Genomic DNA, 14,468 nt, shown 5'->3' on the forward strand with positions numbered 1-14,468 from the left:
CAGGGCTGCTCCCACCCTCCCCGGCACCACCCGGATCAGGCTGCCCTCAGCTCCGCCTCCCTGCTGCGACAGGGTCAGCGGTGAAGGTCTTTCACCTCCACTCAACTCACAGCGCCTCACGGCGCACCCATGATCTCCGGCACAGTGCCGCGAAACGGATGCTCGCGGACCCGCATCTGACCCTCGCTGACGTCCAATGGGTCCTTGGGCACGCTCACATCACGACCACGGAGCTCTACACCGCGCCGACCGTCGCGGAGGTCGTCCCGCAGGTCCTGGCGCATCATGCCAGGCAGGCCTCCCAGGCCGTGCTGCCGCGGACGCCAGCACCCGGCTATCGGCCGGAGGTTCTGCAGACCCTGTTCGGAGCGGCTCCGCTGGGAGGCGATCCGGCGTGACGACGGACCTGCTGCAGCTCGCGACAGCTCATGGCGGCCGGTGGGCGAATGACCATCGCCATGTTCCGGCAGACTCTCAAGTAAGAACCGCTGACCTGGTGTGGTGGCAGACCCGCGAGCCGCGTGAGGCGATCATCGAGCGGACCCTGGCACTGCCGTTCTCCGCGAACAGCGACGCCAACCTCAGGTCGCGCGAGCGCGGGCTGATCAAGCTGTTGGACTGGCTCGAAGCTCAGCCCGGCGACACCTGGCAAGAGCGGTGGCTGGCCAGCGGGGTCGAAGAGGCCGGACGGGACTGGAAACGAGTCCCCCTGGAGTGGCTGGCGGCCCGGGACCGCGCTCGCAAATACGACACGATCGACCTGTCCTGCGGAATGATCCCGCTGCTCGGCGGGCAGGTCCTCCGCCCGAACTACCGGTGGCTCCTGCGGCTGATCCCCGCCCAACTCCTGGCCCAGTTCCGCCGAGCCACAGACCCCGACGGATTCGCCGCCCTCCAAGCTCATTGCGAAGCCACCGGCCGCCACGGGGTAGCCGACCGAGCGCAAGCGCTGAACAGGATCACCTGGATCATGATCCGCAAGGGTGGGCTGATCCGCGACATCACGATCGGGGACTGCGTCGAACTGCAGGATGCGATCGGCGCGCACCAATGCGCCGGTCAGCACGGCAAGCACTTCTACTATGCGCTGCTCGCCGAGACCGGCGTGTTCGGAGCAGGTGCTCCGCCCAGGCTGAAGGCCGTCATGGTGATCGGCCAGCTCAGCCCCGCCGAACTCATCGACAAGCATGAGATCGCTTTCAAGCCGATCCGGGACCTGCTGGTCGACTACCTGACCGACCGGACCGTCGACGTCGACTACGTCACCTTGGAGGACATGGCCCGCTCGCTTGGCCTGTTGTTCTGGAAAGACCTCGAACAGCACAACCCAGGGATCAGCTCCCTGCGCCTGGACGCCCCGACCGCGGCGGCATGGAAGGAGCGCGTCAGCGTCGTCCCTGCCCGAGGCCGCAACCCCGCCCGTCCTCGGATCAACGTCCACATCGTGCTCAACACCGTCCGGTGCTTCTACCAGGACCTCGCACGCTGGGCAGCGGACGACCCCGCCCGCTGGGGCCCGTGGGTGGTGCCGTCGCCGGTCCGAGTCAACGAAACCTCCCACGTCAAGGCCCGCAGCCGCCGCAAAGCAGACATGGATCAGCGCACCCGAACCCAGCTGCCCGTGCTGCCCACCTTGGTCGCCACCGTCGAGCAGGAACGCCGCGACGCGGTCCGCCGGCTCGCCGCCGGGCGCGGCATCCCCGCGGGCACCGAGTTCGTCCTGGACGGCCAGACCTACCTGCGCCGCGGCGGAGGGTCAACCGGATGCGTCTACATCCAGAACGTCGACACCGGCCATCGCATCGATCTCGCGAGCGAGGAGACCCGAGTGTTCTGGAGCTGGGCGATCGTGGAAGTCCTGCGACTGACCGGCATTCGCCACGAGGAAATGCTGGAACTGACTCACCACAGCTTCGTCGCCTACACCCTGCCGACCACCGGCGAGATCGTCCCGATGTTGCAGGTCGCACCCTCCAAGATCGACATGGAGCGCCTGCTGCTGGTCTCCCCGGAACTCGGCGAGGTGCTGACCGCGATCATCCACCGGGTCAGGGCAGGGAAAGCCGCCATGCCCTTGGTCTCGGCCTACGACACTATGGAACGGACCTGGAGCGCGCCGATGCCGTTCTTGTTCCAGCGGCGGCACGGGCCCGAGCAGCGCTCGATCTCACGCAAGTACGTGCAGAAGGCCCTGGACCAGGCGGTCGAAGCGAGCGGACTGACCGACGTCGCGGGACAGCCGCTCAGGTTCACCCCGCACGACTTCCGAAGGCTCTTCTTGACCGACGCCATCCGGTCCGGTCTCCCACCGCACATCGCCGCGAAGATCGCCGGTCACCAGGTTCTCGACACCACGATGGGATACGCCGCGATCTACCCCGAGGACGTCATCTCCCACCACCGGGCCTTCATCGCCCGCCGCCGGTCCCTGCGGCCCAGCGAGGAATACCGGGACATCACACCCGAGGAATGGCAGGAATTCCTCGGCCATTTCGAGCTCCGCAAGGTCGCCCTCGGCATCTGCACCCGCGACTTCGGAACCCCATGTGCTCACGAGCACGCATGCGTTCGTTGCCCGCAACTTCTACCTGACCCCGCCCAGATGCCCCGCCTGCAGGAGATCCACACCAACCTCCTCGACCGCCTCAACGAGGCCAACGAGCAGGGCTGGCTCGGCGAAGTAGCCGCCATCCAGGCCAGCCTCGCCGCAGCCGAACAGAAACTCACCTCCATGCAGCAGCTGGCCGCCAAGCACACGACCGTCCATCTCGGCATGCCCGACTTCCGGCCCGACGCCGGCCGATCCAGCCCAGACTCCTGAAGGGATCCCGCCACCGAGAAGACACGCCCACCGCGACCACAGAACCAAGATTCTTCCCGGTCACGATGCGTGAGCTGCTCCCGCCATCCGACATGCCAGAGAGCTTCAAGATCATTTCGGTTAAGACCAGCTCGGTGCCCTCGGCCTCGGCTTGAATGCGATCACTTGGTGGAACAGCCTCTATATCGACGCCGCTGTCGCCCGGCTGGAGGCCGGCGGTCTGGGCATCAGCCGTGAGATCAAGGCCCGCCTGTCACCTCTGCTGTTCGAGCACATCAACTTCCACGGCTCCTACCCCTTCCACCGCCCCCAACTGGAGGAAGGACGCCTGCGGGACCTGCGCGACCCCAACGCCGTCGAGGACGAGCCGGAGGAATAGGGCACCCGGTGAGCGACGACTCCACTCCAGGCCCTCACGCGGCACGGGCCGGGCCCGGCTTCACCGTGCCGTCCCGCTCCGACGGATGGCCCGACCTGCTCGGACGGCGGCCCCTGACCCCTGCCGAGCGTGCCGAACTGCGGCGTGCGCTGGACGCCGAACCCGAGCCCGGCAGCACCGACACCGCCCCGGATCCTCTGTTCCTGGCCTACCTGACCATCGACGGCCTGGACCGCGAAGGCGACCCGCGTAAGGCGATGCGGCTGCGCGGCCGGATCCTCGCGGCCGCGCGCAGCGCCGCCGAACAGCGCCGCACCACCTTCCACGCCACCGAGACCACCGTGACGGTCGGGATCTACGGCACGGACGCCGCCGCCCGGATCACCGTGCTGCGCACCGCGTTGGCCGCGCTCGTCACCAAGCACGGGCTGGCCGCCCGCGACGAACCATGGTGAGTATGTGGCGTTCCTGGCCCCCGTGCGGGACTGATTTCGTTCGTGAGAAGTGACCGCGAATGTTCGCCACTTGCGACCGCACCGACGCAGGCAGGGAGTGCGTCGGCGTTCGTGAGAAGCGACCGCCGCCATCGGCTCAGGGTCACAGGCATCGACGAGAAGCAGGGCGTTGGCCAAGGTCAGCGGAGTCCGCTTGCGTATTCGTTGGGTGCGGTCGGAACTGCCGAACAAAACCACGCCGGCCAGGCCGCCGTTGCTCTCCACCGTTGTCCTATGACGGCGAAGAGTGAGCGTTGTCACTGAAGATTGACGACCAGTAGGTTCGTGCCATCGAAGTGTGAGTGGCCCGCTCTCGGGACGGGGGTGAAGGCGGACAGCCCACAGATTGCCTTCCGACTGGAGCGGGGCTCAACGGGGTTCCGTCACTTCAGCGACCCGCCGCTGCCAGAGACCGATCCTCGGGCGTGTCGTGCCGCCTGGTACGCCGCAGCCCGGGCCGCCTGCGGGCAGGTCGGGACTTTTGCGGAACAGCAGTACCCGCAGAACTTTCACAGCGCCACCATCAACGATCGAGATGGAGCGGACATTGCGCTGTTCCACGCTCAGTACCCGCTGATCGCCTTCGTGGACGACCGGCGCTACTGGTACACCGACGGGTTCCAGGACCCACCCGCCTGGGCGGCCTCCCTCGACGACTGCGGCTTCACCGTCTTGAGCGCGTCGCTGCTCATGTCACCGCTGACAGAGGCGGACACTGCTGCTCTGTCCGCCGCGGAGTGGAGGCAGATCAAGCACTGGCAGCCGGGGACCCTTGGCGCGACGCTCTTCAACTCGTGGGACTGATGCTTGGCCGTCCTGGACCCGCTCAGCCTTCGGTGGCACGCACTCAAGGTTCGGTGGCACAGGACAACCGTCCCCCTCATGGCCGGTTTTTGCCGATATATCGGCTTGACCCGTTGCGCCTCACACCATGTCACAGCCGATCGGGGTATCTCGTCTTAGAATCGACCGAGCACGGCACCGCATCGCCGATGCGCGGCGATGTCACCCAAGAGGCATGCCCTGACCGCCGTCCGGGTCTGCCACCCAGTGTCAGGAGGACATGTGCAACGTGGCGAAGTCTGGTGGGTCGCGTTCGACGAGCGGCGGCCGGTCGTCCTGCTGTCGGGAGACGACGCGTCCGGGATCCGGGCGATGCAGGTCGTCGCTCCGGCGGGCGTCGACCTCAGCGGTCTGGGCGTCGAAGTGGCAGTAGGAGCCAGGGAAGGACTGCCCTTTGAAGGCGTGCTGCGGATAGCGTTCCCTCGTCCAGGCATGACTCCTTGCACGTGGCTGACCACGGTGTCCCGGGACGACCTGATCGAGCAAGCGGGCGTCCTGTCCTCCGCGAAACTCAGCGAGATCGAGGATGCCCTCCGCCTCGGGGAGCAGGCGAAGGAGTGGACCCCAGCAACGACCGCGAAAGCCAGCGAGATCAGGGACGCCCTCCGTCTCGGTGGACTCAGGTAGGCGGAGAAGTGAACCACGTCCTGGACGACCCACTCGCGTGGCCGGCGGGGCACAGCGCATGCTCGCCCCCGGCGGGCGCATCGTGCTGATCGGGCAGGACTGGGACACCTTCGCCATCGACGCCGGGCCTACCCGGCCATACTCATGTACGTGATAATGATCTATTATCACGTACATGAGCGATCATGGTGGCGCGGCGACCAGGAGAACTCCTCCCCGGGACGGTGCGCGACTCCGGCACGTTATCCGGTACATCGCGATGGACGTTGCGCGGCGGCCGGCATGAACGCCGCGCCGAAGATCACCGCCCTGCGCGGTGGTGGCGTCACCCTCGTCGCGGCCGCCGACGCCTTCCTGGCCACCTCGCGCACGGCCAATCCCAACACCCACCGCGCCTACGCCTCGGCCATCGACCGCACCATCGAGCGACTCGGCCGCGACCGGCCGCTGGCCGAGGTCACTGACGCGGAGGTCGGCCATGCACTTGCCGAGCTGTGGGGGGGCGAGCGCGCCGGCGACCTGGAACCGCAACCGTGCCGCCGTCACCTCCTGGCTGACCTGGTGCCAGACCAAGAAGCACTGGGCCGCCCCGTCGGTCCCGGCCGAGGCCGAACGCCGCAAGGAGAACGCCGACGAGACCCGCCCGGGCTCGACCTGCACCAACTGCGCCACAGCGCCGCCACCCACCTCGGCGACGCCGAGATCCCGCTGCAGCTCATCATGGGAAAGACCCGGCACAAGAACCCCCGCACCGCCATGCGCTACGTCAAACCCGGAGCCGAAGCCATCGCCAAGGTCACCGAGGTCCTCGCGCCCCGCCGCCGTACCCACTGATCAGCAACCTCTCCGAGGGGGTCAGCCCACATAAGCCCAAAACCCACATTGGGATGATCTTGAGGCGAGCGGCTCGCTCGTCGGAGGAGACGGCACTGGCGCGGCAAGGGGTTGATGTAGGGAGGCAGACCACGTGGGCGGGGCTAGACCAAGTACGAGAGAAAGGGGGCAGTGTCCTCGGCTCGCCTAGGAGAAGTCGCTGATCAGTGGGTACGGCGGCGGGGTGCCAGGACCTCGGTGACCTTGGCGATGGCTTCGGCGCCGGGCTTGACGTAGCGCATGGCGGTGCGGGGGTTCTTGTGCCGGGTCTTGCCCATGATGAGCTGCAGCGGCACTTCGGCCTCGCCGAGGTGGGTGGCGGCGCTGTGGCGCAGCTGGTGCAGGTCGAGCCCGGCGTACTTCTCCAGCAGGACGCGGGCGCGGTCGTAGCCGAGGCGGGCGCGGCCGGTGCGCGGGCAGATATCGGCGGCGGCCGGGCGGCGGGCCGGGACGGGGCGCCGTTCGGACAGGAACAACGGGCCGTGGGTACGTGAGGTGCCGTCAGGCAGCCGGAGCAGGCGAGGCAGCAGGTGGGCGGTGCCACTGTCCCAGTACACCCACTCGACGGCGCCACCTTTGGACCGGACGGGGGCGCGGCGGTGCTCCAGGTCGAGGTCCTCGACGTTCAGCGCCAGGATCTCGGAGGCCCGGGCGGCGGTCTCATAAAGCATCCGCCACAGCGCCCGCTCCCGCAGGGGGATGTCGCGGCGCGACGGCAGCCGGTGGATGGTGGTTTTCGCGACCGCGCGGGTCTCGTCGGCGCTCTCCTTGCGGCGTTCGGCGTCAGCCGGGACCGACGGAGCGGCCCAGTGCTTCTTGGCGTGGCACCAGGCCAGCCAGGAGGCGATGGCGGCGCGGTTGCGGTTCCAGGTCGCCGGCGCGCTCGCGCCCCACAACTCGGCGAGTACGGTGCCGATCTCGGCGTCGGCGACTTCGGCGAGCGGCCGCTCGCGGCCGAGCAGCGCGGTGACGCGGTCGATGGCCGAGGCGTAGGCGCGGTGGGTGTTGGGATTGGCCGTGCGCGAGGTGGCGAGGAAGGCGTCGGCGGCCTCGGCGAGGGTGATGTACCCGCCGCGCAGGGCGGCGACCTTCGGCGCCGAGCTCATGCCGGCCGCCCGGCGGTGAGCGCTGTTCCGGCCCGAGCGATGTACCGGATAACGTGCCGGAGTCGCGCAGCGGCCGACCAGGCGGATCGCCTGGTCGGTGGACGGTCATGATCGCTCATGTACGTGATAATAGATGATTATCACGTACATGAAGGGTGATTCTACGGAGGGGCGCGCCGACACGTGGGCGGCATGGGGTTCTCAACTCGGTGTGCTCAACTACGGCTTTCGGGAGTGCGAGAGCGCCGTGATCTCGTGAGGGAGACGGGCGTGAAGGGTGGAGGGTGAGCTGGTGTTCCGTAAGGGGATCCTCAACCGGAACACCAGCCCCCGCGCAACGTGGCTCGGGTTGCTCCGAGTTCAACGCAGCGGCGATCGTGTGATACCCGGGGCCGTGCTTGCGTGGTAGCGCACGGTTCGACAGACCTGACTGGGCATCGCGCCGGATCGCGGCGAACGGTTCCACCCCTGCCGGTCTTAATCCATTGGCGTTATGGACAGCCCGTTGGCTGCGTCAGCGGCGGTTCTCGGCTGCCCTGACTGCGGTCTTCACCGTGTCGATTCTCCCCTCGGCGAGGGTGATGGTGGTGGCGAGCAGTGCCAGGACGGCAGCGGGAACGCCGAGCATGGTGACCGGCAGCCAGTCTTGAGCCAGACCGCCAAGTCCACCACCCATCGCGACTCCGAGGTAGATCGCGGAGGAGTTGAGGCCAAGGAGAACTGGTGCCGAGGCGGGTGCGAGGATCACCAGCCGGTGTTGCTGCACGACGGAGACCATCCCGTCAGTTGTGCCCCAGATCGCGGCCCATACGCACGCAACAACCAGGTGGCTGACTGCGAGTGGGCTGATCGCGAGCAGCACAGTGCCGCCGGCTAGTGCTGCGAGCGCGATCCCGCGTCCCGGAAGGTTGTCGGCGAGATGACCACCGAGGAAGTTGCCGACCAGGACCCCGACGCCCCAGACGAACAGGATCATGGTGATGGCCTGGGGAAAGGATCCGGTCGTGGCGCCCGCGGTCACGGCTCCGATGTAGGTGTAGACGGCATAGTGTCCGGCCATCACCAGCAGGGTCACGACCAGAATGGTGAGCACCTTGGGCTGGCGCAGCGGGGCCAGGCGGGCCGTCAGGCTTGTCGCCGGGAGCGTAACCTTGGGCAACGCTACCGAGATGCCGATCGCGGCAACGACGCCCAGGGCCGCGACGGCCCAGAGCGTGAGGCGCCAGTCGACGCTGCCGATCAAGTTGCCGAGAGGCATGCCCAGCGCGGTTGACAAGGTCAGCCCACCGATGACCAGCGCCATGGCACGCCCCCGCCGTTCAGCAGGCGTGATCGCGACAGCCGCGCTCGACGCGGTGGCCGTGATGGTGGCCGCCCCGACCGCGGTGAGAACCCGGGCCAGCCACGCCAACAGGTAGGTCGGGCTGAGCGCGGTCACGACGTTGCCGACGACGAACACGATCAGCGCCAGCTGCAAGGCCCTGCGACGATCCAGTGGGCTCAACAGCCAACTCAGTACCGGCGCAGCGACAGCCAGCGTCAACGCGAACACGGTCACCAGCTGGCCAGCGGCCGGCAGCCCTACCTCAAGGTCGGCGGCAATGGCCGGCAGGAGACCGGCCATCACGAACGCGTCGGTGCCGACCGCGAAGGCGGCCAGCGCCAGCGGAAGTAGCGGCCTGAGGAGGTGACCGGACCCCTTCGGCCCTGACCCGGTGGTCTCGGTGCGAGTCAATCCTGACGTCCGGCCTGCTGGGACAGGCTGAACTCCACGCCCTGATCATCCTTGCAGTGGGCGTAGGCGCCAGACGGGATGGTGACCGGATCTTCTGCCGTGCCACCAAGTTCGCGCACCCGAGCGACAGCGGCGGTGATGTCGTCGACGGCGAAGAAGATGCGCGGGTGTCGTGACGAATCATCGTGCGGCGCTCCGCCCATAGGCTCGGGCCCCTGGATCATCGAGTAACCCGGGAAGTTGCCCTCATAGAACGTCCAAGCGAACAGCGAGCCCCAGAACCGCTGGGTTGCTTCGATGTCCCTGCTCGGCAGCTCAAAGTAGGTGACCTGACCACTCATAGCCCATCCCTTCTGTATGTCAGTGCTTCTGACATACAACTATGTCATACTCCTGACATGACGCAAGAAGAGGCCGTTGGCGACCTTGACCAGTCGGTGGGCTACGTCCTCAAGCAGGTGCAAGCCTCACTGCACACCGCGATGGATGAAGTGCTGCGCCCACTGGGTCTCACCGTTGCCCAATACGCATGCCTCGAACTGCTCGGCCAGCATCCGGGACTGTCCAACTCCGAACTCGCCCGCCGCGCCTTCGTCACGCGCCAGTCGATGAACGTCGTCCTTCGCCGGCTACAAGAGCGGGGCCTGCTCACCCGGCCTGCTCACGCCGCTCACGGGCGTGCACTGCCAACCGAGCTCACCCCAGCCGGACAATCGACGCTGCGCGAGGCCAGTGTCGCCGTGCGCGCCGTCGAACGGCAGATCTTCGCGCCGTTGTCGCAGGAGCGGCAGCGCCGGCTACGCGAGGACCTTGCCTCCTGCGCAGCCTCTGCGATCGCAAACCAGCCCGTCACACAGCCCTGAGAACCAGAACGTCACGCACCCGGTGTCGAAACTCGCCGACACGCCCCGCCCCGGATCTTGGGCGGTGTCGAAGTGATCGGCATTCGGTGTCGTACGGCACCGGCACGGCCAACCAGGTCCCTCGCCGCCGCGTGGGAGGGCAGCGTCTTCACCGTGACCACGTTCGACCGGTTCGCCCGCAACATGGCCGAGGCCAACGAGATCCTCACTGGCCTGCCCAGCGCTCCGTCCGCCGGTCATATCAGCCGCTACCGACACCTTGTCTGGTGTCGCCCACACCGATCGACAAGACCATCGAGATCGAACCCTTCAGCCCGCAAGGTGGCCTTGCTACGCCGCCTCGGCCAGGGTGGTGAAGTCGATCTCGGGCAGGTCGGGGTCGAAGTCGTCGGGGCGTAGCCGCAGCACGTCGGTGGCGTACAGGCCGAACCGGCTGATGTGCGCGGTCAGGTAGGGCGACAGCTGCGCGACGTCTTCGGCGCTGATCTCCCAGCCCTCGGCCAGCAGCAGGCGCATCACCTCCATCATGTCCAGCGCCGTATGGAAGATCACGCAGTTCGCCAGCAGGGAGTTGAATTTGATCATCTTTTCCTGCTCGGCTGGGTCGTTGTCGGCGATGACGCCGTCGTTGCCGAAGCGCAGCCAGGCGGAGAATCCGTTGAACCCCTCGACTTTGTTGGTGACCGCGGTGATGCGCCTGCGCAGCGCGGGGTCGGCGAGGAAGCGCAGCAGCGCCACGGTGCGCACGCTGCGGCCGACCTCCCGGAACGCCTTGTAGATCTCGTTCTTGCGGGAGTGGGAGCCGAGCCGGCGCAGCAGGGTGACGGAGTTGAGTCTGCCCTCGCGGATGGAGATCGCCACCCGCATGAGGTCGGGCCACATCTTCTCCACCAGTTCCCAGTCGATCACGTTGCGGGTGCCGCTCTCGCTGCGGAACAGGGCGTCGATGTGCTGGTAGGCGACCTGGTCGGCGTGCTGGAAGAAGGTCAGGCCCTTCCAGTTGCGGATGCGCGGCATCAGATCGAACCCGAACAGGTGCGCGAGAGTGAAGACGGGGAAGGACTGGCCCTGGGTATCAGCGTGCACGGTCTTGGGCTGGACCTCGGAGGCGTTGGCGAGCAGCCCGTCGATGATGTAGATCGCCTCCCACGCCCCACAGGGCACAAATCTGGAAAACAGGGCAATGTAGTTATCCGATACATAATGGTAGGCAATGCCACCAAAGCCCCCATATCGGATCGAGGTCTCGGCCAGCAGGTTGTCGATGTAGGTGTCGACCTGCGTGCCATCGGTGCCCACGCTGCTGCCATCCCCCCAGGCCTTCACCACGTCCAGCTGAGCGAAGGCGTTGACCACATCGGTGATCGCCTTGTTCAGCTTGGCCAGGCTGATGTGCCGGTTCTTGGCCAGCGAGATCTCATGCGCGGTGATCCCCTCGATGTGCCGGGCCGCCTCGGCCGGGCCCATGTTCGACCCGCACGCGAACGTCGTCAGCACGTAGCGGTCCTGCGGCTTCTTCAGCTTCGGGTCGTGGCCGGAGGCGGGTCCGAAGTGGCGGTGCCAGCCCAGCCAGTACGCGGTGCGCGAGACGATCTCGATCAGTGTGCGCTCGGGCATCCGTGCCTTGATTTCCGCCCCCAGTTTGGCCGCGGTCGCGGTGGTGCCGACGCCGGCCAGCCGCTTGAGCGTCGGGGTGCCGTCCTTGGCGAAGGTCAGGTCCTCGTTGTCGGCGTAGCCGGCGTCCAGGTGCTCGGCGGCCTGGCGGTGGCGCTCCTTCAGCTCGGCCACGAACTCAGCCGCGTTCGCCGGTAGGCCCGCCTCGGCGCAGTAGGCCGCCAGCAGGGGCCGGCACTGATCGAAGGTCAGCAGGTGGGAGCTCCAGTCGCCGTACTCCGCCGCCCCGGCCACCGCGATATCGCCGGTGCGTAACTCCTCGGCCAGGTAGGCGAACACCATCGCCTCGAAGTGCCGTTTGACCAGCATGCCCGGATGCTTTCGGTCCCGGATCGCGCGCAGCCAGTTGGCCGAGGCGAACCCCAGATCCAGGCCGCGACCATCGGCGCCGCGAGCGGGGATGAAGTCGCGGGTCTTGCCCCAATAGGTGAGGGCATGATCCAGAGCCTCCAGCACGCTGCGGTCGGCCGAGGTCGCCTTGAACCGCAGCACGGCGGCCAGGGCGAGCATGGTCGGCCGGTCAGCCTTGAAGAACTGCTGGATGAGCAGCTCGTGGTTGTCGTGCTGGTAGGCCGTCACCTCCTCGATGTCGGCCAGCTGCGCGCTCGCACCGCCGGCCCGCTCCACCACCTGGCGGACCGACCCCATCCCCTCCGCCTGCATGCGCACTGCCTTGACCAGCACCTCGACCGCGGCCTCCAGACCGGCCCGCTGATCCGGCTGCGTGGTGTCCCCGCCCGCCGTGCTGGTGGCCTCGGTGCCCGCGTCACCAGCGGAGCCGGTAAGCGCGGTCAGGGCCATCATCACCATCTGCGCGGCCGCGGCCTCGGCGGCCTCCACCGGCCCGCCCGGCACCAGGCCCTGCAGCACCCCCCGGTAGGTGAGGATCAAGCTCTCCACCACCTGCCGCTGCCGCAGGTGGATCTCCTCCAGTTTGGCCTTGGCCTTCTTGGCGGTGGCCGCCATGCGCTTGCACAACATCTCGGCGAGATCATCACGCGCCCGCGCCTGGGCGGTGTGCACCAGGCACACCAACAACGCGACCCGCTTGGCGTCGACGGTGTAGCTCCGGGCCAGCACGTCGGCGTCGGCCGCATCGGCCTCCCCGGCGAAATCGGCGATCTTCGAGGCGGCGATGCCCTCCAGCACCGCCTCGGTGTCGCACAATCCCTCCACCCACGCCAGGTGAGCGGCCTGCTGTTTGAACTTCGACCAGCTCACCCGCCGCGCCGGCTTCTTCAACCGGTCCAGATCACTCTTACCGCCCGGCCCGACCACCAGCAACGCCTCGATCCGGGCACGGTCCTGGGCGCCCAACCGCCGCCAGATCGTCTGGAAGATCTGCCCGTTGACCCGACCGCGGATCGTCGACTCCATGGCATCCAGCGTGGAGAACGCCGGCAGCTCCAACCGTGCCTGGGCCAATCGCTCCAACGCCACGTTGATCAGATCCGGCGGATGGTTCTTCACCCACGCCGCCCGGGTCATCGCCTTGGCCGCGATCTTGCGAGCCTTGCCCGGCACGTACGCCACCCCCTCCCGGCGCCGCACCAGCACCCGATGCGACTCCGCCGTACGCGGCGAGGCATACACCGGCGCGATGTCCTCGCCCAGCTCCAGGCAGCGTCGTACGTGCTCCACCACCACAGGCGGCACCTCGCGAGCCTTGGCAAAGCGGCCCAGCCGCTGAAAACACTTCAGCGCGAGCGTCAACGCCAGCAGGTGCTCATCGGTGTCGGTCTTCTCCCGCGCCCACGCCATCTCCTCCTGCGAGGGGGAGTAGAAGAGGTACAACTCGCGGGTCATCATCAAGCGCGGGAACACCCTATAGGCGGTCCGCTCGACCGACGTCACCGCACGTGCCTCCCGGCTCAACCCGCCAACGGACGAGCCACACCGTAGCGAGACGAACACGCACACAACAGGCGAAGAAGATCACAGCTTCATCAAACCCACCCGCTCAACCTTTCAAGATCAGCTCAATGTGGGTTTTGGGCTTATGTGGGCTGACCCCCCTCCGAGGGGGAGGGACACTGCCCCTTTCTCTCGTACTTGGTCTGCCCCCCTGCGGCATCCGGGGCGGTAGAGACGGCTGGGAACTCAGGCGTTATTTCTTACCGGGGTCCGTCCTTAGCGTAGCTACCCGTCAGTAGAGTCCCGGGGCCCCTTCACCGCGATGAGCGGCAAGGCCATGGGCGTCGAGCACGCCGTTCTGTTCCGCGCCCACGATCTGCTGGCACCACCCGGAGTTCTTCACCGAAGCCATGCAGGACTGACTCGGCTCCCCCGGTGACGATGCCCGTCCGCCATGCTCACGCGGCGATCTCGACCCTGTTGGGGACGGTGAGCTTGCCTTGAACGGTTCCTCCAGCGCCTCGTCAACCAGATCGCTGAAGGCCAGTAACTACACCGTCAGTCCCGAGGAGAGCCTGATCAAAACCGGCGAGTCGCGGCACCACCCGAACGGCCTAGAGAATCTGCACCCAGCAGTTCCTCTCCGCTTCACCAATGAAACGGAGATGAAGTGGCCAGCGAAATTGTGAAGTCGAGATTGAGACCCTTGCAGCAGTCCGGAGCCACAGCAGGTTGTCTCCGGCGAGGCGCCCACCGATCGACGTCTTCTTCGAAGCAGCCCCCCACAGCACCCGGGAGTCCCTCGTCCGCCCAGGCCACCACCCGTAGAGCGAGGTAGCCACGCAGGGAGGCATAGCTTCCGCGATCAACACTGGATGTGAAGATCGAACGGAATCCGGCGCGGGCCACGTTCGGAGGCGGGGAAAGGCTCGGCTCGCTGACCAGCGGGAACCCCGTTAACGCCGGATTCCGTTCCAAATCTCTCTGACCCCCGAGAAGTCCCAGAGTTCATGCGAACTGAAGGGTCCTCAGGATGAACTCATGGAGCTTCACGCTCTATGGACGGTTCTGCCCCTTGAGTTCGCGGGAACCGGCGGGATCTTGCTGCTCGGCTGCGGTCACCAGAAGCGCTCGGGCGTTTTCGGTGTAACGGATCGCGGTCTTGGGGTCGAGGCCGAACACCGATGCCAGGTGCAGTG

At 67.2% G+C, this 14,468-nt stretch carries 11 protein-coding genes and 1 pseudogene; 8 read left to right on the plus strand and 4 right to left on the minus strand.

Going from position 1 to position 14,468, the window contains the following annotated elements:
* Positions 1-80 precede the first annotated feature (80 nt).
* The 7 genes and pseudogenes from ITP53_RS59815 (at position 81) to ITP53_RS46750 (ending at position 5,998) form a co-directional block, all read left to right on the plus strand.
* Positions 81-398 (plus strand): tyrosine-type recombinase/integrase, encoded by a 318-nt coding sequence (locus ITP53_RS59815; protein WP_328818029.1) that lies wholly within the window; start codon positions 81-83, stop codon positions 396-398.
* 98 nt (positions 399-496) lie between these two features.
* Positions 497-2,821 carry a tyrosine-type recombinase/integrase gene (locus tag ITP53_RS60750; protein ID WP_207757404.1) on the plus strand — a complete coding sequence of 775 codons (2,325 nt, stop codon included), beginning with the start codon at positions 497-499 and terminating at the stop codon, positions 2,819-2,821.
* 139 nt (positions 2,822-2,960) lie between these two features.
* Positions 2,961-3,200, plus strand: a pseudogene (locus ITP53_RS46725) (Tn3 family transposase); the annotation flags it as partial.
* Positions 3,201-3,208: 8 nt separating this feature from the next.
* Complete coding sequence (locus tag ITP53_RS46730) at positions 3,209-3,655, plus strand: hypothetical protein (RefSeq protein ID WP_195901926.1); 447 nt, start codon at positions 3,209-3,211, stop codon at positions 3,653-3,655.
* 624 nt (positions 3,656-4,279) lie between these two features.
* Positions 4,280-4,498: a hypothetical protein gene (locus ITP53_RS56560; protein ID WP_207757405.1), complete on the plus strand. Its 219-nt coding sequence runs from the start codon at positions 4,280-4,282 to the stop codon at positions 4,496-4,498.
* 261 nt (positions 4,499-4,759) lie between these two features.
* A complete protein-coding gene (locus tag ITP53_RS46740; protein ID WP_195901927.1) occupies positions 4,760-5,164 on the plus strand; it encodes a type II toxin-antitoxin system PemK/MazF family toxin in 405 nt (134 codons plus the stop codon).
* Positions 5,165-5,446: 282 nt separating this feature from the next.
* Positions 5,447-5,998, plus strand: coding sequence for a tyrosine-type recombinase/integrase (locus tag ITP53_RS46750; protein WP_236051970.1), 552 nt, complete (start codon positions 5,447-5,449; stop codon positions 5,996-5,998).
* Between the two features lie 203 nt (positions 5,999-6,201).
* Here the strand turns inward: ITP53_RS46750 and ITP53_RS46755 are convergent, their stop codons facing one another.
* From ITP53_RS46755 to ITP53_RS46765, 3 genes are all read right to left on the minus strand, one after another.
* Positions 6,202-7,143 (minus strand): tyrosine-type recombinase/integrase, encoded by a 942-nt coding sequence (locus ITP53_RS46755; protein ID WP_195901928.1) that lies wholly within the window; start codon positions 7,141-7,143, stop codon positions 6,202-6,204.
* A gap of 514 nt (positions 7,144-7,657) precedes the next feature.
* Positions 7,658-8,878, minus strand: a complete 1,221-nt coding sequence (locus ITP53_RS46760) for an MFS transporter (protein ID WP_195901929.1) — start codon at positions 8,876-8,878, stop codon at positions 7,658-7,660.
* A complete protein-coding gene (locus ITP53_RS46765) occupies positions 8,875-9,219 on the minus strand; it encodes a VOC family protein (RefSeq protein ID WP_195901930.1) in 345 nt (114 codons plus the stop codon). Before ITP53_RS46765 ends, ITP53_RS46760 begins: the two co-directional genes overlap by 4 nt.
* A gap of 57 nt (positions 9,220-9,276) precedes the next feature.
* Here ITP53_RS46765 and ITP53_RS46770 point away from each other — a divergent pair, with 57 nt between their 5' ends.
* On the plus strand, positions 9,277-9,741 hold the full coding sequence (locus tag ITP53_RS46770) for a MarR family winged helix-turn-helix transcriptional regulator (RefSeq protein ID WP_195901931.1): 465 nt from the start codon (positions 9,277-9,279) through the stop codon (positions 9,739-9,741).
* A gap of 330 nt (positions 9,742-10,071) precedes the next feature.
* Here the strand turns inward: ITP53_RS46770 and ITP53_RS46775 are convergent, their stop codons facing one another.
* On the minus strand, positions 10,072-13,269 hold the full coding sequence (locus ITP53_RS46775) for a Tn3 family transposase (RefSeq protein ID WP_195901932.1): 3,198 nt from the start codon (positions 13,267-13,269) through the stop codon (positions 10,072-10,074).
* Positions 13,270-14,468 lie beyond the last annotated feature (1,199 nt).

Origin of the sequence: Nonomuraea cypriaca, from assembly GCF_015645445.1 — a bacterium.
Lineage (GTDB): Bacteria > Actinomycetota > Actinomycetes > Streptosporangiales > Streptosporangiaceae > Nonomuraea > Nonomuraea cypriaca.